Below are 20215 nucleotides of genomic sequence, written 5' to 3' on the forward strand. Positions count from 1 at the left end.
GTGACAGTTCACCCGAGACTGACGAACGAAATTATATGTATTGTATCATTTTATGGGTGAGCGTTAAAGCATGGCCTTATTTGAACCTTGCTGAGCCTACGGAAAAAGAAAGCCGGAAATCCACATGCTCCCTGTATTCGCAGAAATAGCCCCATCCCGCCGGGGGACCATAGCGATGGCCGTCCCGGCAGAGCGGGGCTTATTGACTCGCTTCCTTCTACTGCTACACTTGCGTCAAAATATAAACAAGAGGCTCGGCGCCTGCCTTTGTGCCAAAGAAATACAGCCGGTTGCCGATGAAGAGCTCGTAATAACGGTGGGGCGAGGGCTCAGGCTTGCCGCGCAATCCTATCCGGATTTGCGGCGGCGCTTCATCTTCGAGGTCAAAGCGCGGCGGATCCGTCAGCTGCATCAAAAACTCCATCGGCACCGCCGAGGCGTAGGTTGCCGGCGCTTCGTCGTCGAGCAGCCAGTTCGGGCTGCCGCCGAGCTTGTTGCCGGGCGCATCCGGACTTGGCGCAGGCGAAACCAGAAGGCGCTCAAACCGGATTTTCGGTTTATATTCCCCGCGCAGCGTCCCGTCTTGGGTAGGAAAAGGCAAGATTCGAAAATTGCGCTGGTAAGCGGTCAGAAAGCCCTCCGGTATGTCAGCCCCGGCAAGTTCGCCCTCCAGCATCTCCGGTATAAGGTAGCGCTCGTCGGCGCAGCAGGTGCAGGCGAACAGCGCGATAGACCGGGACCCCCAGGCGTGGCCGTCCGGGAATGCGATCTGAAAAAAGAAAGTCAGTGGTTCGCCGCATAGCGCGCACGACGGCAGGGGGACATCTGCCGGAAGCCTCGGTATACCGCCGATAAACGATAAATCCTCCGGCACCTGATCTCCTCCGGACGGGTTCTTGTTCAACAACCAACTTGGATTCATTGCATTCGCTCCCTGCAGCAAAATTTCATCTATAATTCCAGTTTATCACACCAATCATTAGATTCCGCTAAAAATTGGCTTATCCTGTACGCTTAAGGGTTAGGGAATACGCGCGTTATCGTTTCCCCGTCGATCCGTACCTGGTACAACACCTCGTACGGTCTTGTCGACCCGCCGTCGTACTTTGGCACGACGCGGACAAAGACGTTTTTACCGGCCGCGACCTCCTCAGCGATCCGCCTTTCGAACTCGCGGTATATTCCGCGGTTGATGGTTGGATTCTGAGGGAACAGGTTGCCGGAGGTTTTCGTGCCGAGTCCGCCCAGTTTGTTTCCGATGGCATGGCCCGCGTCGTCCGTACCACGGCCAAGGAGACGGGCGAAGATGCGCGAAGCGCTGTTTGTTTCCGTTCCTGTGCCGAGATGGTGCGGTTCAAGCTTGGCGAATACGGAACGGATCTCGCCCCTGCTTCCAAGCATGGTCCTGTAGGTCAATCCGCCGGCCGTCCTGATTTCGTACCTGACGAGCCCTTTGGCGGTCGGAAGCAGCCGTGAGGCGACTATTTTGCCGAAAGGGATGCGGCTTAGCCCAAGGGTAAAGACGGCCGCAGCAGCATACTCCGGTGACATCAGACGGCGCGGATTCCGGATGATATCGGCGATTTGATGGCCGCTTGCTGCAAAACCAAAGCCTGCGGAAACCAATCCAATGGCTGACCATACGCCTAGAAAGGGAAAGGACAGGGCGAATGCGCCGGCAATGAGCGCTCCTTTTTCCAGGCCGGACAGACGATCCCACCAGTTTTGCAAGCTATCGAACAGGCAGGCGAAGCAGGTGTTCGCCTCACCTCCGGGAGTGAAGCTGCCAAACGCCGTCCAGCTTAAGACGCACAGCAGGAGGGCTGCCGCGATCGTCAAAGCTGCGTAAATGCTCTGCACCGCGAGATCGGGAAGCCGGGAACGTGCCTCGGAGTTGCCAAACTGCAGCGTCATGCCGAGCTCCCGGCGTTCGCGCAAAAACTGCAGCAAATAACCGAACTGTCTCCGGTCTTTGAGCAGCATGACCGTAATGGCGAGAAGCTCGCTTACCGGATTGATAAACGGCTCGTACCGCAGCCTCGGCAGCTCCTTGCGGATCCGGTTCAAAGCCGCATAGTCCAAGAGGAGGGCAAGGCCAAGCAGCAGCAGGAACAACGGCTTGGCCCTGTAGCCGCTGCCAAGCCAGTCATGGATACGCTCCAGCCATTTCGGGATGGACTGCATGCCGTTCCATGCGGCGTGATCGAAAATGGCCCAAAGCAGCAGGAGAAGCGGAAACAGATACGCTGCCCGCGTGAGCCGCTTGCGGTAGCGGACGGCAAATCCGATTCCGAGTGAAACGAGCGCTGTCAGCAGAGGATGGCCTGCGGTCATTTTATCCGGAGCTATGCTCTCCTCAAAGTACCCGGGAAACCAATCGAATAGGTTCCAATGGATAACCCGGCCGCCGAGCAGCGTAGAACCGTAGGGAAACATCCCGGTCGTCAGCCGCCTCGCCGTCTCTTCAAGAAACTGAAAGCCTGCCCCGGTTGCGCCTCCAATAAGCGCAAAATCGCTTAGACTGAGCGAAGTAGCTTTTCTGGAGAATAAAAGAAAAAAGACCAGCGGTAACAGCTTCAGGGATTCTTCGACGATCGGCGTCAGGAACGCCTGGCTCCATGCGTCCCTCGTTTCACCGGCGAACGCCTCCGTTATGGACTGGACGATTAAGGCATTAAGCGGGGTTATGAACCACGCGCCGACAAGGAAGAAAGAGGTGTATGATCGCCAGGTTAACGTCTTGCTTCGGCCGAGAAACCAGAACTGCAGCAGAACGTAAAACGACCACATGAACTGGTGGAACAGGGTTCGCGAATCTTTCAAATAAAACAGACTGATGACAAAAACAGCCAATAGGATCCAGGAAATAACCGCATAGAGCTGATAAACAACCGGATGTCTCCGTATCCAGCTTCCAATGGTTTGTACTGTCGTTTCCAGAAACGTTTGGATGCCGTTACGCAGTTTATACAAGGATTCCGTCAGATTCGTTCCCCCCTTCAAGACATAAATGAAACAGGTTCGGTCTATAAAATCGTTGGGCATTTTTCAGTTCCATAATATACCTTAATTTCATGAATGTTGGAATAGGCCCTAATTTCCAATTTAGCTTTCATACACTTCCATTTTTTGCTTGCGCATAAACCGTGACCACATTATACTAAACGCACAGTTTAGCTAAAGGAGGAATTACTTTGTCCAGTCAACCCGTTTCAGCCGTTGCTTCAGGTTCTTTTGTTATTGGAGGCGACTTGCCCGTCAACCGTCTTGGTTATGGTGTCATGCAGTTAACCGGACCGGGAGTTTGGGGCGATCCCAGTGATCCCGAAGAAGCCGTTCGCGTTCTTCAAAGAGCTGTGGAGCTTGGCGTTACCTTAATTGATACCGCCGACGCCTATGGTCCCTTTGTAGCAGACCTTTTGATCCGAAAAGCTCTCCATCCTTACAAGGAGAATCTCGTTATCGCCACCAAGGTAGGCCTGACACGCTCCGGCCCCAATGATTGGCGTCCGGTCGGCCGCCCGGAATATTTGCGGCAGCAGGTTGAGCTGAACTTGCGCCATCTGGGTCTGGAACGCATTGATTTGCTCCAGCTTCATCGCATCGATCCTAAAGTGCCGCTTGAAGAACAAATTGGCGAGCTCGCACTCCTCCAAAAGGAAGGAAAGATCCGCCACATCGGACTGAGCGAGGTAAGCGTAGATCAACTGCAGTCCGCAGGCAAAATCGCGCCGATCGCTTCCGTGCAAAATCTGTACAATTTGGCCAAACGCGATGCGGAGCCGGTGCTGGAATACGCCGAAGCGAACCAAATCGCTTTTATCCCCTGGTTCCCGCTCGCAACCGGCGCGCTTGCCAAATCAGGCGGACCGCTGGACGAAATCTCCGGACGTCTTGGTCTGAAGCCATCCCAGCTCGCTCTTGCCTGGCTGCTCAAACGCTCGCCGGTTATGCTGCCGATCCCTGGAACCTCCAAGGTCGCCCATTTGGAGGAAAATATTGCGGCGGCTGGAATCGAGCTTACAGGCGAGGATTTTGCGGCATTGTCAAAGCTGGTTTAAGGGGAGCGATCATAAGAAGAGCAAGGCCGTGCAGAATTGCCGGGCTCACGCCAAACATCCGCGCTGCGCCCGCACCCATGGAGCAGCGCTGTGTGCAGCCCGCGAGCTGGAGGAAGGCGGACTGCCCGCCGCAACCCTTGATGCCATCAGCGCGCGGTCCGGTGTAGGAATAGCGACGCTTGTACAAGCATTGGCCCAACCGGACCGCCACATGCGGGCAGAAGCCCTCGGCCGGCATGTGGCGGACGCTATTCCGCTTCCTGATACCGGCAGCGCCCGAGGAGACTTGACCGAGCAGCGAGCAGGCCCGCCATGTCAGCGCCTTCTATTCCAGCCATGCCGGAACCGCCTCCCGCGCAGCTCCTGCCGCCTCTGCCATCCGCTCAATTTTGTTCGCCAGTTACGGCTGATTGGTATGCTTTCACGTATTCTGCCGCCTTGTTCGCGACTAGGGAATAGTCCTGCCGTTTGACCGCTTCGCTGGTCAAGTCGGAACCGATGCCCACCGCCACAGCGCCCGCACGGACCCACTCGGCCAAATTGTCCAAAGAAACCCCGCCCGTCGGCATCAGGTTTGCCTGCGGAAACGGCCCTTTGATCGCTTTAATCATCGAGGGGGTAAAAGCATTGCCCGGAAAAAGCTTGATGATGTCGGCTCCAAGCTCCAGGGCGGTTTGAATTTCGCCCACGGTCATCGCTCCCGGCATGACAGGCACCTGATAGCGGTTACAAAGTTTCACCGTTTCAGGGTTGACAGACGGTGCGACGACGAATACTGCACCGCTCATAATCGCGGCCCGCGCCGTTTCCGGATCAAGCACTGTTCCGGCGCCGATGATGGCGCGGTTTTTTTCCTGGGCGGTGTTCCAGCTGTATTTGCGGGCCAGCTTCTCGATGGCCTCCAGGGCGTAGGGAACAGTCAGCGTAATTTCAATGACTTTAATGCCGCCTGCGATCGCCTGTTCCGCCATCTCTGCCACCTGTTCCGGCGTTTCCCCGCGCAGGACGGCGACTATGCCCTCCCGGGCAATCTGTTGCAGGATTTCAATTTTTTTCATAACCATGCAGTGCATCCCCTGTTCATAGTAATCAAAAACCTGCTAACTCCATTTAACGCTCTACATGAACTCTTCCTTCAAGAATACCTTCCACGTCCTCCCATGCCGGCAAGCCCTCCCAGTCTCCAGGCGCCTGGATGACCATCGACCCGACGAGGTTCCCCAAACGGACTGCTTCCTCATTGGATCGTCCCTGAAGCAGGCCGGCCAGAAACCCGGCGCAAAAGCCGTCACCCGCGCCAACCGGGTCAACGACTTCCCTCACCGGAAAATAAGGCACTTCCGACAAAACACCCTTATGGAGCAAATAAGTGGCTTGTTCCCCGCCCTTGATGACGCTCATACCGGGCAGTTTGTTCAGCTCAGGCAGCATCTCTGCCAGCGATTCTTTTTGGTAAAGCAGCCGCAGCTCATCCAGCCCGGGCAGGAAATAGTCAGCCTGTTCCGCGATTGCCAGCAGCGTTGGCCTGGCTTCATCGATGCTCCAGAGCTTGAGCCTGAGATTCGGATCGAAGCTGACCTTGGTCCCGTGCTTCTTCGCCAGCGCAACAGCCTGGAACGCCGTATCTTTGCAAGAGGGGCTCAGCGCAGTCGTGATCCCGGTAATGTGCAAAATTTGCGCGCCAGCAATATACGCTTCGTTCAAATGTTCCGGCTGCATGCCGCTCGCTGCAGAATGCCGACGGTAGTAGTACACCGAGCTTTTGCCAAAGGCCTTCTCCCGCAGCATGAGTCCGGTAGGCGTATCGTCCGCGAACCAGACGCCCGATACGTCAACGCCTTCTCCCCGGATCGCCTTGAAGATGCGCCGGCCCAGCGGGTCGCTGCCCAGCCTGCCGAACCAGCCCGCCCGGCGGCCAAGCCGGGCAAGCCCGATCGCCACATTGCTCTCCGCTCCTCCAAAAGACATTTCAAGACCGGAACTGTACTCGAGCCCCTTTTGGTCCGCGCATATCACTAACCCCATCGATTCTCCGAACGTCACCACCTCGGGTGCGATTGGAACGATTGAAACACTGGGGGATCCAGGCACCATACTCATCCGCTCCTTTCAGAAATCAGCGTTTTAAATCCATAAACAAATAAAAGAACGTTTATTTATGTTTGTTTTAGTATTAACTATTGATTTATGCACCAAAAAGTTTTAAGTTGTACCTATATGAACCTAAATTGATTGATAAAAAGGAGAATGCTGCATGGAAATCCGTTATGCCTCCAATCCGAATGAAGTCAAGCGGTTTGATACCGAACGGTTGCGTGAGGAATTTGTGATTGAGTCTCTTTTTGTCCAGGATGAGCTGACCCTCGTTTATTCTCACGTCGACCGGTTTATCGTGGGAGGCGTTGTTCCCGTGAATCAAGCGGTCGCGCTCGAGGCGGACCCGAAGGAAATCGGGGCGGCTACCTTCCTGGAGCGCCGGGAAATCGGCATTATCAACATTGGCGGCCAAGGAACGGTGAGCGTAGACGGCACGGACTACACCTTGGATTCGAAGGAGTGCCTGTATGTTGGGCAAGGTGCGAAAGAGGTTCTGTTTAAAAGCACAAATCCTGCGGCGCCGGCCAAATTTTACTTGAACTCCACCCCTGCTCACAAAACCTACCCAACCGTGAGAACAAGCCCATCGGATGCTTTCAACGTTCATTTGGGTGCGATTGACAACTCCAATGAGCGAACCATTTATCGTTATATTCATGAACAAGGGATTCAAAGCTGCCAGCTCGTCATGGGCATGACCGAGCTTAAGAAAGGCAACATGTGGAACACCATGCCAGCGCATACGCATAACCGCCGGTCCGAAGTATACCTGTACTTCAACGTTCCCGAGGACAGCGTCGTGTTCCATCTGATGGGCGAGCCTCAGGAAACCCGGCATGTGGTGATGCGCAATGAGCAGGCCGTCATTTCGCCAAGCTGGTCCATTCACAGCGGTGTAGGCACCAGCAATTATATTTTTATTTGGGGGATGGCCGGTGAGAACCAGGTGTTCGAGGATATGGACGGGGTGGCTATGAAGGAGCTAAAATAAATAGCAACACACTGATATAGAACGGATGAAACGGATATGAACCCTTTACGCAGATACGAGAAAATTATGGAAGCCTTATTGACCGAAAAGGAAGTGACTGTCGCAAAGCTCAGCGAGCGGCTTCAGGTAACAGGCAAGACGATTCGCGAGGATTTGACGAAGCTTGAGGAGCAGGGATTGGTGCTGCGCGTCCATGGAGGTGCGGTGCTGGCCAACAGCGACCAGTTCGGCATTCTTCCCGGAAAGGAGCCTTTAGTCAAGCATGCGGAAGAGAAATCCGAAATTGCCGAAACGGCCATCCGGTTCATTTTCGCGAACGATATCATTGCCCTGGACGGGGGATCCACAACGCTCGAAATTGCCCGGCGGCTGGGAAACAGCCCGATCACCGTCATCACGAATGACGTCTACATCATCTCCGAGCTGGCGCCTATGGAGAACGTTCGGCTCGTTGTCCCCGGCGGCTACCGGGTCCGCAACATGCTGGCCGGTCCTGAAGCCGTCTCTTATATTCGGAACCTGAATATTCAGAAAGCGTTCATTTCCGCAACCGGAGTTCATCCGGAGCACGGATTATCTGTATACACCGGCGATTTAATCGACTTTAAACGCGCTTTGATCGAGACTTCGCGCGAAAGCTTTGCCGTCGTAGACCACCACAAATTCGGACACAGCGCCTTGCGTACCTTTGCCCCTCTGTCTGAAATGACGGCCATCATCACAGATCGGGCCCTTCCGTCAGAAACGGCTGAGCAGTTTCGTAAGGCCGGAATCCGTCTTGAACAGTAATGCAGCAATGCCGCAAATAAACTGCCCTTAAACCTATAAATAAGGAGAATAGATATGAAATGTTTTGATCTTACCGGAAAAACAGCCCTGGTGACCGGAGCTTCCGGCGGGCTGGGCCAGGGCATCGCTTTGGGACTCGCCGAAGCCGGAGCCGACATTGTTGCGGTCTCCCTGTCCAGCAGCGAGGAAACGGTTAAGGGCGTGACCGCCCTGGGACGAAAAGCGGCCGAAATCTCCGTCGATCTCAGTCAGGCCAACCAATTGGAAAGCGTATTCAAAGAGGGCCTAGAGCTGACGGGCCGCATTGACATTCTGGTAAATAACGCGGGCATTATCCGCCGCACGCCCGCTGCAGAACACAGCAGCCAGGATTGGTACGATGTCCTCGACATCAACCTGAATACGGTGTTCCTGCTCTCCCAACTGGCGGGCAAGCATATGATTTCAAGAGGAAGCGGCAAAATTATCAATATTGCCTCCATGCTTTCTTTTCAAGGCGGGATCAACGTTCCGGGTTATACAGCAAGCAAGCATGGCGTCGCCGGTCTCACCAAAGCCTTCGCCAATGAATGGGCAAGCAAAGGGATTCAGGTCAACGCCCTGGCTCCGGGCTACATGGTCACCGACAACACGGCGCCGATCCGGAAGGATGAGCAGCGCACCCAGTCCATTACGGACCGGATTCCGGCCGGCCGCTGGGGAACCCCGGAAGATTTGAAAGGTCCCGCTGTCTTCCTCGCTTCTGCCGCATCCGATTATTTGAACGGACATATTTTATGCGTAGACGGCGGCTGGATGGCAAGATAAATATAGTCCCGAAAAAATAAAACGATATACCGCCATTCCAACCGGCGTAGGCCCACCGCTTGCTAAAGCATATGGGATTTTCGATAAACCGACGGGTTAATTCCGTATGCTTTCTTAAAGCTCTTGCTCAAATGGTGTTCATCCGTAAACCCGCAGCGTTCCGCAATGTCGGCCAGTGTCAAATTCGTCTGGACGAGAAATTGCTGTACCTTTTCCATCCTGATCCGGTGCACGTACTCACTTGGAGTCATCTGAAATTCTTTCTTGAATATCCGGAACAATTGCACCTGGCTGATCCCTATTTCCCGGGCCACTGCTTTCACCGCAGGGCCCTTTTCCAGCTTCTGCTCAAGCAAACGGACGGCGCGTTGAAGAAACGGATTTTCGCTGAACAAGCTCGTCTGCGGCTGACGGCGATTCTCCATGACGTATAAAAGCCAAAGATCCCGCAGCAGATGCTTCTTATACTGCAAGGCCGTTCTGCTGCCGGAATGATCCGTCTCCCGAAATAGCGCCAGAGTCGAGTTGAAGCGCCGCGTGTTGATCAGACGGATTTTTCCGTCCTCTGCTATTTCCTCTAGGGATGAAGGACCCCCGCCGCTCCAATCAAAACCGATAAAATGAAAGCTTAAGAAGGATGTATCGCGATAAAACGTTGTTTCGGGAGGACATAGGATCATGTCTCCCTTAATGGCCTTTCCGATCATGCTGCCCATCCTGAACGTGAATTCGCCTTCATCCACGATAAAGCAGCTCCAATGCGTATATTTATCATACTCCTTCATGAATTGCTTGGCGCCTTCTACGTACACATGAAACAAGAGCTCCGGCTCCCAGTCCTCCATGGCTTGCCTCCACATCTGAAATTATTTACAAGTATAACGATAAATTTATACATTATCAAAGTAATATTGATACTTTACAATGAAGTCAACAATGAAGTCAAACTACAAGGAGGCTAAAAAATATGACTGTAAGCCCATTGAATATTTCAGGGGTTATCCCCCATTTGACGGCAACTGCAGGCATTGAAGGAGCACGTACCGAAACCGGGATCGGCGCTGTCATGCCATGGGCTAACAAGCTTTGGTTCATCACTTATGTTGCACACAAATCGTATACGGGCAGCGGGACCGGATTGTTTGAAGTCAACAACGATTTTAAAATCGTCAAAAGACCTGAAAGCGTTGTCGGAACTTATGCGAACCGGATGATACATGCAGGTTCGAGCCAACTGATGATCGGCCCGCACCTGATCGATATCGAGGGCAAGGTTCGGACCGTTCCGGATTTGGTCGACCATCGCCTGACCGCCTGCATGACCCATCTGACCCATCCGGACGAAATGCTGTATGTGCTTACTATGGAAGGTCTGCTGTTCGAGACGAACGTGTATACTCTCGAGACGACGCTTTTGTTCGATTTGCTTAAAGAGCTTCATGTATCCGAGAAATGCTATCCGCACTTCAAAGGCGGCTGGACGAAAGACGGACGTGTCGTGATTGCCAACAATACTTATGATGAAGAAGAATTTCTGGGCAACAAAAGCGACGGAAGATTAGCCGAATGGGACGGGGAATGCTGGACGGTTCTGGAAGAGAATCCGTTTTGCGAGGTCGCTTCGTCGGGCCTAAGTCCTTTATTCGCCACCGGTTTCGACAAGTCGTCCGCTATTTTAAGAGTGTTCACCAAAGGCGAATGGTCCACTTACCGCTTGCCTAAGGCGACGCAAGCCATGGACCACATGTGGTTCACCGAATGGCCGCGCATCCGTGAAGTCGAGACAGAGCGGCTGCTGATGAATTTCCACGGAATGTTTTACGAGCTGTCTCATAACGCTTTCGGCGGCAAAGTGTGGGGGGTTAGGCCGATCAGCACCCATTTGCGGATGATTCCGGATTTCTGCTCGTGGCGCGGGTTGCTCGTGCTGGCAGGCAATCAGGTAACTCCGATTGGCGACACCAATTTGCTGGCCGGACAGCCGCAGTCGAATTTATGGTTCGGCAAAACCGACGATCTCTGGAATTTCGGAAAACCATCCGGTTGGGGCGGCCCATGGTGGGAAGAAGAAGTCAAGGCTTGGGTACCTTCCGATCCTTATTTAATGACCGGCTTTGAGCATAAGGTTCTGCATCTTACACATGAAGCGGAATGCGAGGTCTCCTTTGAAGTTCAGGTCGATTTCCTCGGCAACGGCACCTGGAAGCCTTATAAGAAAATTCAGGTTCCCCCTGGGGGATACAGCCATCACGAGTTCCCTACAGGATTCAGCGCTCACTGGGTACGAATTGTACCGAGCAAAGACTGTAAAGCGAGCGCGCATTTGATCTACACGTAAGGCCAATCGCGGACAGACTCCAGATCAGGAGCCTGTCCGCTTTTCATTCCCTCCCGAACAAGCATTGACGGATAGAATATCCAGTAATATCATATAAGGATTGTAAAAATCGTTTCTATTAAGAAAAGATTAGACGATGCATGTATGGAAAATAAGATGAAGCGTAGTAAGGAGACTGAAGCAATGTCTGAGAACCACGAAAATTCAGGACCTTTTGAGGGCAGCAGCCGCCGCAATCTGCAGGCCGACTGCGAGAATTGCTTCGGCTTGTGCTGTGTCGCGCTCCCCTTCGCTGCTTCGGCGGACTTCGCGATTGACAAAGCTGCCGGGCAGCCCTGCCAAAACCTGCAATCGGACTTCCGCTGCGGTGTTCACAGCAGCCTCAGGAAGTTGGGCTTTCGAGGTTGCACGGTATATGACTGCTTCGGCGCGGGACAACAGGTTTCCAAGGTAACCTTCGGCGGACGCGACTGGCGGCAAAACCCGGGATCCGCAAAACAAATGTATGAAGTGTTCACGATCATGTGGCAGCTCCATGAGCTCCTCTGGTATCTGACCGAAGCGCTAACTCTTCAACCCGCACGAATGATTCACGGTGAGCTCCGCTTGGCGCTCGAAGAGACGCAGCGCCTCACTCGCCTTGATCCAGATTCCCTCATGGAACTGAACGTGGCTGCACACCGGGCAGAGGTCAATGCCCTGCTCCTGCGGGCCAGCGAACTCGTGCGAGCCGAAGCCCTTCGCTCGCAGAAGGAACATTCAGGCCGCCGGAAGACCTACGGCCGAGGGGCCGATCTGATCGGCGCAAAGCTGAGAGGGGCCAACCTTAGCGGAGCCAATTTGAGAGGAGCCTATCTGATTGCCGCTGATCTCAGAGGCGCCGACCTGAGAGTGGCCGACCTCATCGGGGCTGACTTTCGGGATGCAGACCTTAGAGGCGCCGACCTCAGGGGAAGTATTTTCCTCACCCAAGCGCAGATCAATTCGGCAAAGGGAGATGCCGCCACAAAGCTGCCGCCTGCACTCACTCGTCCAACGCACTGGTCCGAATTTGGAGCATAAAGCGAGCAGACAAAAAGCACCTTGAGCATTCGCGGGCATGCTCAGGGTGCCTGCCGGCCCTGCCCTATAAGATTTACGTTCCTTGAACGATCTCTTTGGGACTCAAAGGAATTTCGATTTGGAACGTTGTTGTTTCGCCGCCGCTTTCCAACAGGATAAAGCCGCCATAGCTCTCTGTAATTTTTTTGACGATGAAAAGTCCTAATCCGCTGTTGTTTGTTTTGGGCTTTGTAGAAAATCCGTGTTCAAAAATGCGCTCCCTTATCTGCTCCGGAATGGGTTCGCCATTATTCAACACCTGGATGGTAAGCGCTTTGTGTTCAACACGAGCAATTACCTTTACCTTACGGTTAATCTCATCGAGGTCCTGTACCGCATAAAAAGCGTTGTCAATCAGGTTTCCGGTGATCCGAACCAGGTTGGTAATTTTCATGATGTCCAGATTCAATTGGTCAAAACCTTTAAAATGATATTCAAAGTTGATTTTGCGCTCCAGGGCTTGCGCGGCTTTGGCTTGGATTAAACCGCTAAATGCAGGAATATGGATATCGATAATATCATTGAGCGATTTGTTGATATGGGAGAGGCTGCGGAGGTACTCTTCGAGCTCATTGTATTTTTTAATGCTCGCAAGCCCTGACAAAGCAAAAATATGATTGATGAAATCATGGCGGTATTCCTTAACCGTCTTGAACAAGCTTTCAATATTTTGCAGGTACATGCTTTGAACATCATCTACGATCTTGCTTTGTTTTCGGATATAACGACCGACCGCAGTCAGCATGAGGCCCCCAAACACCAAAATGGCGAGGGCAACGACAGATATTCTGATTTCTCTATGGATCAGATCGGAGGTCATTTTTTTCATATCGGAAGTCACAATGACAAGCATTCGGTCAAACCCTTTGTTCACATTGTCCTTTAAGCTGATGGGCGAATACGTCCTCAAAACCGATTTCCCGTTAATGGTCATCACTTTATGGACCCTCTCCATCTTTGAAAATGCTTCTTTTGCCAATGTCAAATCTTCCGGAGAAGTATACGTGTACTTACCATAAAGCAGCTTTCGTTCCGAATGCCATTCGGGATTGTTCGGATTGGGAGCTTTCCACTCTCCCTGCAAAATTTTATCGTTGAGTACGCCGATTTCCAAAATAAAGGGATTACTTTTCTTCTGGTCTTCAATATTAAACTCTACACCGGCTTGATCATGAAATCGCTTGATAATGTCCTCCGAGATGTAGGGATCAATTAAATAGTCCGTGGTGCCGTCATTGTAATAACCCCATTTGCTGATCCTGGTAGTATCCGAAGAGGAGGTGTCGTATGGACCTGCCCAAAAATGGGGCAAGTTTTCGCCAAAATTTTTAATAGGCGTGGCATCATGCTTCTCCATCAGCTCTTTAAACACAACATTCCATTTTCCGCCGCCCCAGGTTTCCGTGGTCAATCCGATTTCTTTGGGATCGCTTGACTTCACTCCTATAAAACGGTCTTCCTCTTTCAAATACTTGAACAGCGTCAAGCCTTCAATCCCCAATTGGCGACTTACTTCCCTGAGCTGTTCATTCGTAACATCATTCAGCTTGTGAGGCAGTCGATTTTGAGCCGCTATGGCAGCTAGGCGCAGTTTGTCGGACAATGTTTCCTCGAACAGCATTTCCCCCTTCTGAGTAATTTCCAGGGAGGATTTAATATGGGAAGTCATGAATTCTATGCTTTGCTTCTGGCCGTCCAGCAGCGTGTTTCGCATTGTATAGTAGTACATGCCGTTTAAAAAGACTAAAAGAAGACCCATAACCAATATGTATAATACCATCAGTTTCCTGAATTCTATCTTCATACGAGTAAACGTTCCTCTCTCCATAGTCAACTAATCTTACTTCTCCATTTGTCGACAAAATTCCTCCATTTGTGCCCGCAGTCGCATCATTCCGCCTTTTTTTTCTGGTACTTCAGGAATAGTATAGCAGGAATAGTATAGTATAATCAGGAAATAATTTTCTATAATAAAAAATAGCCGATACCGAGGCAAATGCGGTACCAGCTGCTGATGACATCATTCAATTGCACGATCTCTCTTTTTTAACTCAAAAGGTAACGGACTAACCATCCAATCATGACTCCGATGATAACAGAAGGAAGAAACATCTTTATGATTCTGATGGCTACTGCTGCGGAAAGACAACCTATAAGAACCGGAAGTGAAATAGCGAGCTGGCCAGCCGAGGGAACCAGGATTTGTTTGATGATCAATGCCGTTATAATGCCAATCGGCACATAATTAAAATATGAACGCAAGGAAGGACTCATCTCACGTCCTGCCATGAACTCAACGCCGAAGATACGCGATAGATAAGTGGAAACGGAAAGCAAGCCGATTAGAAACCAAGATTTAAGCATTTAGGGATCTCCTCTTCAAATAAAGACCTGCCAGCGGCGCTAAAACACCAGTGATCATGATCGTAAACTCATTGCCCGGCATGAAATATTCGAACCCAATCGCGATCACGGCAGCAGCGAGCGCGGTTGCAATTACCGGTTTTTCCTTTAGAGAAGGGATGAGAAGTGCTGCAAACGTAATCGGAAAAGCCAAATCTAACCCCCATTTTTGAGGGTCTGCCTGGTTTCCAACCAGCGCTCCAATGAGCGAAGAAATAATCCAAGCCAAATAGAAAACACCGGCAACGATTCCGAAATAAAGAGGGTCCGGACCATATTTTTTAAACCTTGAGCTGCCCAAAACAAAAGGTTCATCCGATACACCAAAAGACAGCAGCCATCTCCACTTCTTCGCAGGGGCTAGCCCCTCTGCAAGAGCAGCTCCGTACAACAAATTACGCAAATTTAATAAAATCGAGGTAAAAAGGACGCTGGCCGGGCTTGCGCCGGACGCTAGCATGCCGACAGCTACAATTTGTACAGCCCCGGAGAATACCAGCAAGGACATGGCGACAGAAGCCGCCAAACTAAAATCGGCCTCTGTCGCGAGTACCCCATAAGATAAGCCATATGCTGCAATGGCAAAGGCTAGCGGTAAAGCTTCTAAAATACCGGTTTTGATCGTTCTTTTTACATCATCCATCTCAGTTCAACCTCCTTATTTCTAAGAATCTAAAGACAGTACTCGCAAACATGAAAAAGCAAAAAAAGTTAACCAGTGAAGTGTAAATTAAACAGCGATCTGATAAAATAAAGTTAACTTTCAGATTATTATAATATAAAACCACACTTGATTTGTATATTATAATTTACTTTTCATATATTTTAATGTACAAAACCTTATTCAGAATAGGTCTTTGGATCGAAGGAGGATAAAATGAACATCGAAAAACCGTTGGAAGAAGGGGAAGTGGGGAAACGGATCGGCGCTAACCTGCGGCAGTTCCGGGTGAATAAAGGAATCAGCCTTGAGGCCTTGGCCAAACAAATCGGGGTCAGTAAACTGACATTGAGCAACATCGAACGTGGAGAAGCGAATCCTACATTATCTGTGATCTGGAAAATCGCAAATGGGCTAACCATCCCGATCACCGCATTGCTTTCTATCGAATCTGATGTTTCCATTGCCCGTAAAAAGGATGGGCTCAAGCTTATCAGTTCAGACAACGTGTTTGTTGCCGAGCCCTTGTTTCACTCCCATGGCTTTATGGAGCTTTATCGGGGATACCTGCAGCCTGGAGGGGAATATCTTTCGGAAGCGCACCAGACAGGTGTGGTGGAATTTGTTACCGTAATGTCCGGCCAATTGACGGTAGAAATAAACGGCGATACTTATCACTTAGAGGAGTACGATTCCATCCGTTTTAAAGGGGATCGTCCCCATAAGTACGCCAACCCCACCTCCTCCTTAGCCATTTTACACTTTGTCATTTCTTATAATAATTTTTAAGATCTATTACCGAAAAATTTAAAATTTATTTCAGAGAGGTACATTTATGAAAAAAGCTGTAGCAATCGCAATTTCGCTAATTTTATTAATGGTAATGGTTGCCCCACCACATATTGTAGAATCGGCTAGCGCAGCAATAAAAACAAAAGTGTATACTTATAAAGGTCAACAATATATCCAAATTTCCGGCGGCAATAAAACGGCAACAGATAAAATCAATAAAATTTTGAAAACACATGCAGTAAAAGCAGCCGTATCAAACAATGAAGCGAAAAAGACGGATAAAACAGGATATTTCAAAACTACGGCAAGCACCAAGTTCAACAATGGCAAAATATTATCTGTCGTTTACAGTGACTATCTATATGCAGGTGGAGCACATGGAATGTTAGCTTCAGTTTCTTATAACTTTGATGTAAATTCAGGAAAGCAAATTAAACTACAAGACATTGTTGCTAAGGAGTACCAGCAGTTCAATCTTGAAAATGCATTATCCGCAGAGCTTGCCAAAAAATATGCCGCAGGTGAAAATGTATATCCCGACAGCGCATCTACGTTTAAATTTAATATCAACCAAAGCTTTTATTATTACGACAAGGGCATTGTTTACAGATTTGAGCCGTACGAAGTTGCACCCTATTCAGAAGGATTCGTAGACATTAAAGTGCCTTTTGAAACCATTAATAAAGAAACTGAAGAAGATCCGGTTACTTTACCTAATAAAAACAATATTGCCGATTCAATCAAACAGGACCCTCTTTATGCCGAAACAACTATAAAAGGCAAATTTACGGGGTTTGAGAAAGGAACAGTCTTTGAATTAGCAAACGGAGACAAATGGAAGCAGATTAGCGACCAAAGTACAACAGCAAATCTGACGAATCCTGAAGTCATTATTTTTCCGTTCGAAGGAGATGTCTTTTTGGTGATTCAAGGCCAGAAAGTAATGCCTGTAATTGAAAAAGTGGAGTAACCTAACTAAAAATGAACACGGCGTGGCAATGGTCAATGTTAAAGCATAAAATGGGTAGCCGTTTCGATGGCTACCCTAAAATTATTTTGATCCCATATCAAAAGTATTTAAGACGTACCTCTTACTTCTTCTTATAAAACTCATGATACAACTTCATGAGCGCCCTTTTCTCTATCCGCGACACATAGCTCCGGCTGATGCCCAGCTCCTTGGCAATCTCCCGTTGGGTCCGCTCCTCTCCGCCGTGCTCTAGTCCAAAACGCCCTTTGATCACTTCCTGTTCCCGTTCGTCCAGGATATCGAGATTTTGATAAATTTTGCTTTTCTCCATTTTAAGCTCTACATGATCGGCCACGTTGTCCGTTTCGCTGCCGAGAATATCAATAAGGGTAATTTCATTCCCTTCTTTGTCCGTTCCGATCGGATCGTGCAGGGAGACATCCTTGCGGGTTTTCTTGAGGGACCTTAAGTGCATCAGGATTTCATTTTCAATACAACGTGCGGCGAAGGTAGCCAGCTTGGTTCCTTTTCCAAGCCGGTAGCTCTCAATCGCCTTGATCAGGCCGATCGTACCGATGGAGATCAGATCCTCCAGATCCTCGCCGGTGTTGTCAAATTTCTTCACAATATGAGCCACAAGCCGCAGGTTGTGCTCGATCAGCAAATTTCGGCTCACCGGGTCGCCTTCGGCCATACGCTTCAGGTGTTCGGTTTCCTCCTCCTCCGTTAGTGGCTGGGGGAACGCATTATTTTTCACGTAAGAGACAAGCAGGGTCAACTGTTTGATGAATAAGGCAATCGCGCTGAACAGTCCGGGCAATGCTGACACCTCCTGAAGAAATGAGCGATATCGCTTCGGTCTGTTCATTTTATGTGGGCGATGGCCTACGCGTGCCTGTACGCTGTGAAAAAGAAGCCGACTTGAGACAACTGTCGCCAAGTTTGCCCTAAACTACAAAAATAAGCATGTTGGGGAGCTACTAAAATATAAACCATTGCCGAAAAGGTTCTATCAAGAGCGCCTGAATCCCCTCCTTTCTCATTACTTTTCGTACAACTGTTCCCAATGCCCCAGCTGCTCTTTGAACTTTTCTCTGATGGATACAGGTTCCAATATCTCCGCTGAAGGACCGTCACTGCGCGAATCGTTTTCTTTGCTATAATCGATAGCATAATTGTGAGCAAAAAGTTCTCACTATTGTCCCGATAAACCGGAGTCCCCATTTGAATCATATCCGCGACATTTTCCAATGTATCGTAACGCTTCCTGCTTTCTTTCACATGAGTTGCCATCACTTTGTCATAGGCGGAATCTTCAATGCCAAACTTAATTGGGGCTTGCTCAACGATTTTTTTGCAAGACTAACCCACGAATAGCGGCCTTAGCATGACGATTCTGAAAAAATGTACAAAAAGAGCCCGTAATCTGCGCTCCAGATTCATCACCATGAACTGGAGGGCGATTACTGTCATGCTGGATGCGGCTCCCCTTTACTCGGATAAGGCCCAGACCAAACCGCCGCTTCCCTTTTCCGAACTTGCCTTCAATTGCATTGCGTTCTGCAGCATTAAAACGTTCCTGCTTCCGGCCTGCCACCTGGCTCTCTGCGGTTGGACTGCCCAGCGCGGGGCCACTTAGTCGGATTCCTAAGATTTTGTAAATTTTTGATTCTCCCGGTTGCGGTAGATTATATCGGCCAAAACTATACTGCTCCCAAACGGGCGCGAAATGCGTCAGGAGCGAGGTGGTGAAAGGGTTCTTTATCCGCGTATCCGTTATAACCGAGGAAGTACTGGAGATATGGGTTATCCATGATCTGCAAAGTGTCTCCCTATCACTTAAACCCAAACGTTCTTTGATCAGCAGGGAGCCGAGCGCCTATTTGCCCCACCATTGGAGACCCTTAGGTCTGGACATACTTCTCCTCAGCTTTGTCCCAAGAGACGAGCTTGGTCAATTGTACGCATCGATTGTTGGGGTTTAATTTCCCGCCAAAAGGAAGGTAAAAGTTTTCGAGAAGATCGGGTATGTTTTCGCTTCGATGAAACACGGTGAGTACCTCCATCTGCAAGAGTTTTGGTTCGATTTCCGGTATTTCCTTGCAGATGAATTTGACAAAAGCAGCTACAATTCTTTTTTTGTGGCAGTTAAGGATTTGGATTGTTCAGCAAGCCCTAAGTATTGGCCGCACTCAACCATGAATATTTTAATAAAAATACTTTAAGATCCTAAATAATTAATACACGTAATCAAAATATGAGCAATTCCAAAAATAGCACACGGAACGAGGAGAACATAGTTTTTCATCCAAAGTCCAACAAAAAAGAAATACAAAGGCGGCATGGAAGCAATTTCTAGGATGAGTAACCACGGAGCAACTACCCCATTATAATAGAAAATCCATGAAATATAATAGAATGCCAAAAACAGAATCGCCAGTCCAATATAATAGTTACTGCTTCTTCCTTCGCCTTTGCTTATCAGAACAACCATCAGAATAACCGTTATCATTCCAAACAATCCCTCTATAATATTCAGTATATTATAGGCAGAACTGTTTTTTGTAAGCACATTATTTGCTGGAGGTACAAGCTTCCAAATTATATTAGGAAGCAGCTGTAATGCGTATAACAAAAGACCCATCAGGGAAAATTGCAATCCATAATCTTTCATAATTTTCCTCCAAATACTTTTATTATAATAATCATACCATATTTTAAAGTGTTTACTTAAACAACATAGTGATCGATCATGTTGGCCGTAATGTGATTTACGAACTGATCAAAACCAGCAGTGTTCCTCATACTAAGATTGGGGTCACCGCCTTGCAAGATAGAAAGACACCCCTTCGATTGGTAAAGAGTCTCAAGCTTCTACTACCACACTGAAGAGGTGTCTTCTCTCATGATAAAATGAACAACCCGATCTGAATCTACTACCAAGAGAATTTAAGTCCGCGTTTCAAGAACTGAAAGTCCTGAATATCTGCATCAAGTCCGATTTCGTAAGCGATTTGGCTTTAGCTTCACCCAACTGTTCCAACTCTTCTTCGTTCTTTTGTTTCATCAGAAAGTCAACTGTTTGATGAATAAGGCAATCGCGCTGAATAGTCCGAGCAATGCTGACATCTCCTGAAGAAATGAGCGATATCGCTTCGGTCTGTTCATTTTATGTGGGCGATGGCCGTGCCTGTACGCTGTGAAA

19 protein-coding genes and 1 pseudogene are annotated in these 20215 nt (G+C 49.5%); 9 read left to right on the top strand and 11 right to left on the bottom strand.

The features are described from left to right. Nucleotides 1-223: 223 nt before the first annotated feature. Complete coding sequence (locus K7397_RS06940; protein ID WP_223067215.1) at nucleotides 224-922, bottom strand: hypothetical protein; 699 nt, start codon at nucleotides 920-922, stop codon at nucleotides 224-226. 92 nt (nucleotides 923-1014) lie between these two features. Then, complete coding sequence (locus K7397_RS06945; protein WP_223067216.1) at nucleotides 1015-3045, bottom strand: PrsW family glutamic-type intramembrane protease; 2031 nt, start codon at nucleotides 3043-3045, stop codon at nucleotides 1015-1017. Nucleotides 3046-3194: 149 nt separating this feature from the next. On the opposite strand from K7397_RS06945, the gene K7397_RS06950 reads away from it, so the two are divergent. Next, nucleotides 3195-4061 (top strand): aldo/keto reductase, encoded by an 867-nt coding sequence (locus K7397_RS06950; RefSeq protein WP_223067217.1) that lies wholly within the window; start codon nucleotides 3195-3197, stop codon nucleotides 4059-4061. Nucleotides 4062-4444: 383 nt separating this feature from the next. Here K7397_RS06950 and K7397_RS06955 read toward each other — a convergent pair whose 3' ends face one another. Both K7397_RS06955 and K7397_RS06960 read right to left on the bottom strand, forming a co-directional pair. Further along, nucleotides 4445-5119: a bifunctional 2-keto-4-hydroxyglutarate aldolase/2-keto-3-deoxy-6-phosphogluconate aldolase gene (locus K7397_RS06955; RefSeq protein ID WP_223067257.1), complete on the bottom strand. Its 675-nt coding sequence runs from the start codon at nucleotides 5117-5119 to the stop codon at nucleotides 4445-4447. Nucleotides 5120-5171: 52 nt separating this feature from the next. Further along, nucleotides 5172-6155 carry a sugar kinase gene (locus K7397_RS06960; protein ID WP_223067218.1) on the bottom strand — a complete coding sequence of 328 codons (984 nt, stop codon included), beginning with the start codon at nucleotides 6153-6155 and terminating at the stop codon, nucleotides 5172-5174. Between the two features lie 160 nt (nucleotides 6156-6315). On the opposite strand from K7397_RS06960, the gene kduI reads away from it, so the two are divergent. The 3 genes from kduI to kduD are packed head-to-tail and all read left to right on the top strand — an operon-like array spanning nucleotide 6316 to nucleotide 8745. After that, the gene (gene kduI / locus K7397_RS06965; protein ID WP_223067219.1) at nucleotides 6316-7149 is read left to right on the top strand and encodes a 5-dehydro-4-deoxy-D-glucuronate isomerase; all 834 of its coding nucleotides are present in this window, start codon (nucleotides 6316-6318) and stop codon (nucleotides 7147-7149) included. Nucleotides 7150-7185: 36 nt separating this feature from the next. After that, complete coding sequence (locus K7397_RS06970) at nucleotides 7186-7938, top strand: DeoR/GlpR family DNA-binding transcription regulator (RefSeq protein ID WP_223067220.1); 753 nt, start codon at nucleotides 7186-7188, stop codon at nucleotides 7936-7938. Nucleotides 7939-7992: 54 nt separating this feature from the next. Continuing rightward, a complete protein-coding gene (kduD, locus tag K7397_RS06975) occupies nucleotides 7993-8745 on the top strand; it encodes a 2-dehydro-3-deoxy-D-gluconate 5-dehydrogenase KduD (protein WP_223067221.1) in 753 nt (250 codons plus the stop codon). A gap of 62 nt (nucleotides 8746-8807) precedes the next feature. On the opposite strand, the gene K7397_RS06980 is transcribed toward kduD, so the two are convergent. Further along, nucleotides 8808-9590, bottom strand: coding sequence for a helix-turn-helix domain-containing protein (locus tag K7397_RS06980; RefSeq protein WP_223067222.1), 783 nt, complete (start codon nucleotides 9588-9590; stop codon nucleotides 8808-8810). Between the two features lie 122 nt (nucleotides 9591-9712). On the opposite strand from K7397_RS06980, the gene K7397_RS06985 reads away from it, so the two are divergent. Further along, complete coding sequence (locus tag K7397_RS06985; RefSeq protein WP_223067223.1) at nucleotides 9713-11083, top strand: hypothetical protein; 1371 nt, start codon at nucleotides 9713-9715, stop codon at nucleotides 11081-11083. A gap of 183 nt (nucleotides 11084-11266) precedes the next feature. Next, nucleotides 11267-12145 (top strand): pentapeptide repeat-containing protein, encoded by an 879-nt coding sequence (locus K7397_RS06990; RefSeq protein WP_223067224.1) that lies wholly within the window; start codon nucleotides 11267-11269, stop codon nucleotides 12143-12145. Nucleotides 12146-12218: 73 nt separating this feature from the next. On the opposite strand, the gene K7397_RS06995 is transcribed toward K7397_RS06990, so the two are convergent. The 3 genes from K7397_RS06995 to K7397_RS07005 form a co-directional block, all read right to left on the bottom strand. Next, nucleotides 12219-13988: a sensor histidine kinase gene (locus K7397_RS06995; protein WP_223067225.1), complete on the bottom strand. Its 1770-nt coding sequence runs from the start codon at nucleotides 13986-13988 to the stop codon at nucleotides 12219-12221. 242 nt (nucleotides 13989-14230) lie between these two features. Further along, on the bottom strand, nucleotides 14231-14548 hold the full coding sequence (locus K7397_RS07000) for an AzlD domain-containing protein (RefSeq protein WP_223067226.1): 318 nt from the start codon (nucleotides 14546-14548) through the stop codon (nucleotides 14231-14233). Next, a complete protein-coding gene (locus tag K7397_RS07005; RefSeq protein WP_223067227.1) occupies nucleotides 14541-15230 on the bottom strand; it encodes an AzlC family ABC transporter permease in 690 nt (229 codons plus the stop codon). Before K7397_RS07005 ends, K7397_RS07000 begins: the two co-directional genes overlap by 8 nt. Before the next feature lie 234 nt (nucleotides 15231-15464). On the opposite strand from K7397_RS07005, the gene K7397_RS07010 reads away from it, so the two are divergent. Then, nucleotides 15465-16037, top strand: coding sequence for a helix-turn-helix domain-containing protein (locus tag K7397_RS07010; protein WP_223067228.1), 573 nt, complete (start codon nucleotides 15465-15467; stop codon nucleotides 16035-16037). Between the two features lie 46 nt (nucleotides 16038-16083). Continuing rightward, nucleotides 16084-17010, top strand: a complete 927-nt coding sequence (locus K7397_RS07015; RefSeq protein WP_223067229.1) for a DUF3298 and DUF4163 domain-containing protein — start codon at nucleotides 16084-16086, stop codon at nucleotides 17008-17010. A 121-nt stretch (nucleotides 17011-17131) separates the two neighbouring features. Here K7397_RS07015 and sigK read toward each other — a convergent pair whose 3' ends face one another. The 3 genes from sigK to K7397_RS07030 form a co-directional block, all read right to left on the bottom strand. Next, nucleotides 17132-17830, bottom strand: a complete 699-nt coding sequence (gene sigK, locus K7397_RS07020; protein ID WP_223067230.1) for an RNA polymerase sporulation sigma factor SigK — start codon at nucleotides 17828-17830, stop codon at nucleotides 17132-17134. A gap of 522 nt (nucleotides 17831-18352) precedes the next feature. After that, on the bottom strand, nucleotides 18353-18607 hold the full coding sequence (locus K7397_RS21980; protein ID WP_337926690.1) for a hypothetical protein: 255 nt from the start codon (nucleotides 18605-18607) through the stop codon (nucleotides 18353-18355). Nucleotides 18608-19231: 624 nt separating this feature from the next. After that, nucleotides 19232-19684 carry a hypothetical protein gene (locus K7397_RS07030; protein WP_223067231.1) on the bottom strand — a complete coding sequence of 151 codons (453 nt, stop codon included), beginning with the start codon at nucleotides 19682-19684 and terminating at the stop codon, nucleotides 19232-19234. Between the two features lie 253 nt (nucleotides 19685-19937). Here K7397_RS07030 and K7397_RS22150 point away from each other — a divergent pair. Beyond that, nucleotides 19938-20083: pseudogene (locus K7397_RS22150) on the top strand (IS4 family transposase); the annotation flags it as partial. Nucleotides 20084-20215: the final 132 nt, after the last annotated feature.

The sequence above is a fragment of the Paenibacillus caui genome, from assembly GCF_019904135.1.
GTDB lineage: Bacteria > Bacillota > Bacilli > Paenibacillales > Paenibacillaceae > Fontibacillus > Fontibacillus caui.

Coding starts and splice junctions, on each gene's coding strand:
- K7397_RS06985 (WP_223067223.1), top strand. CDS start 9,713: ATGACTGTAAGCCCATTGAATATTTCAGGGGTTATCCCCCATTTGACG.
- K7397_RS06990 (WP_223067224.1), top strand. CDS start 11,267: ATGTCTGAGAACCACGAAAATTCAGGACCTTTTGAGGGCAGCAGCCGC.
- K7397_RS06980 (WP_223067222.1), bottom strand. CDS start 9,590: ATGGAGGACTGGGAGCCGGAGCTCTTGTTTCATGTGTACGTAGAAGGC.
- K7397_RS07010 (WP_223067228.1), top strand. CDS start 15,465: ATGAACATCGAAAAACCGTTGGAAGAAGGGGAAGTGGGGAAACGGATC.
- kduI (WP_223067219.1), top strand. CDS start 6,316: ATGGAAATCCGTTATGCCTCCAATCCGAATGAAGTCAAGCGGTTTGAT.
- K7397_RS06940 (WP_223067215.1), bottom strand. CDS start 922: ATGAATCCAAGTTGGTTGTTGAACAAGAACCCGTCCGGAGGAGATCAG.
- K7397_RS07015 (WP_223067229.1), top strand. CDS start 16,084: ATGAAAAAAGCTGTAGCAATCGCAATTTCGCTAATTTTATTAATGGTA.
- K7397_RS06960 (WP_223067218.1), bottom strand. CDS start 6,155: ATGGTGCCTGGATCCCCCAGTGTTTCAATCGTTCCAATCGCACCCGAG.
- K7397_RS07030 (WP_223067231.1), bottom strand. CDS start 19,684: ATGAAAGATTATGGATTGCAATTTTCCCTGATGGGTCTTTTGTTATAC.
- K7397_RS06945 (WP_223067216.1), bottom strand. CDS start 3,045: ATGCCCAACGATTTTATAGACCGAACCTGTTTCATTTATGTCTTGAAG.
- K7397_RS06970 (WP_223067220.1), top strand. CDS start 7,186: ATGAACCCTTTACGCAGATACGAGAAAATTATGGAAGCCTTATTGACC.
- K7397_RS06995 (WP_223067225.1), bottom strand. CDS start 13,988: ATGAAGATAGAATTCAGGAAACTGATGGTATTATACATATTGGTTATG.
- K7397_RS07000 (WP_223067226.1), bottom strand. CDS start 14,548: ATGCTTAAATCTTGGTTTCTAATCGGCTTGCTTTCCGTTTCCACTTAT.
- K7397_RS06955 (WP_223067257.1), bottom strand. CDS start 5,119: ATGAAAAAAATTGAAATCCTGCAACAGATTGCCCGGGAGGGCATAGTC.
- K7397_RS07005 (WP_223067227.1), bottom strand. CDS start 15,230: ATGGATGATGTAAAAAGAACGATCAAAACCGGTATTTTAGAAGCTTTA.
- kduD (WP_223067221.1), top strand. CDS start 7,993: ATGAAATGTTTTGATCTTACCGGAAAAACAGCCCTGGTGACCGGAGCT.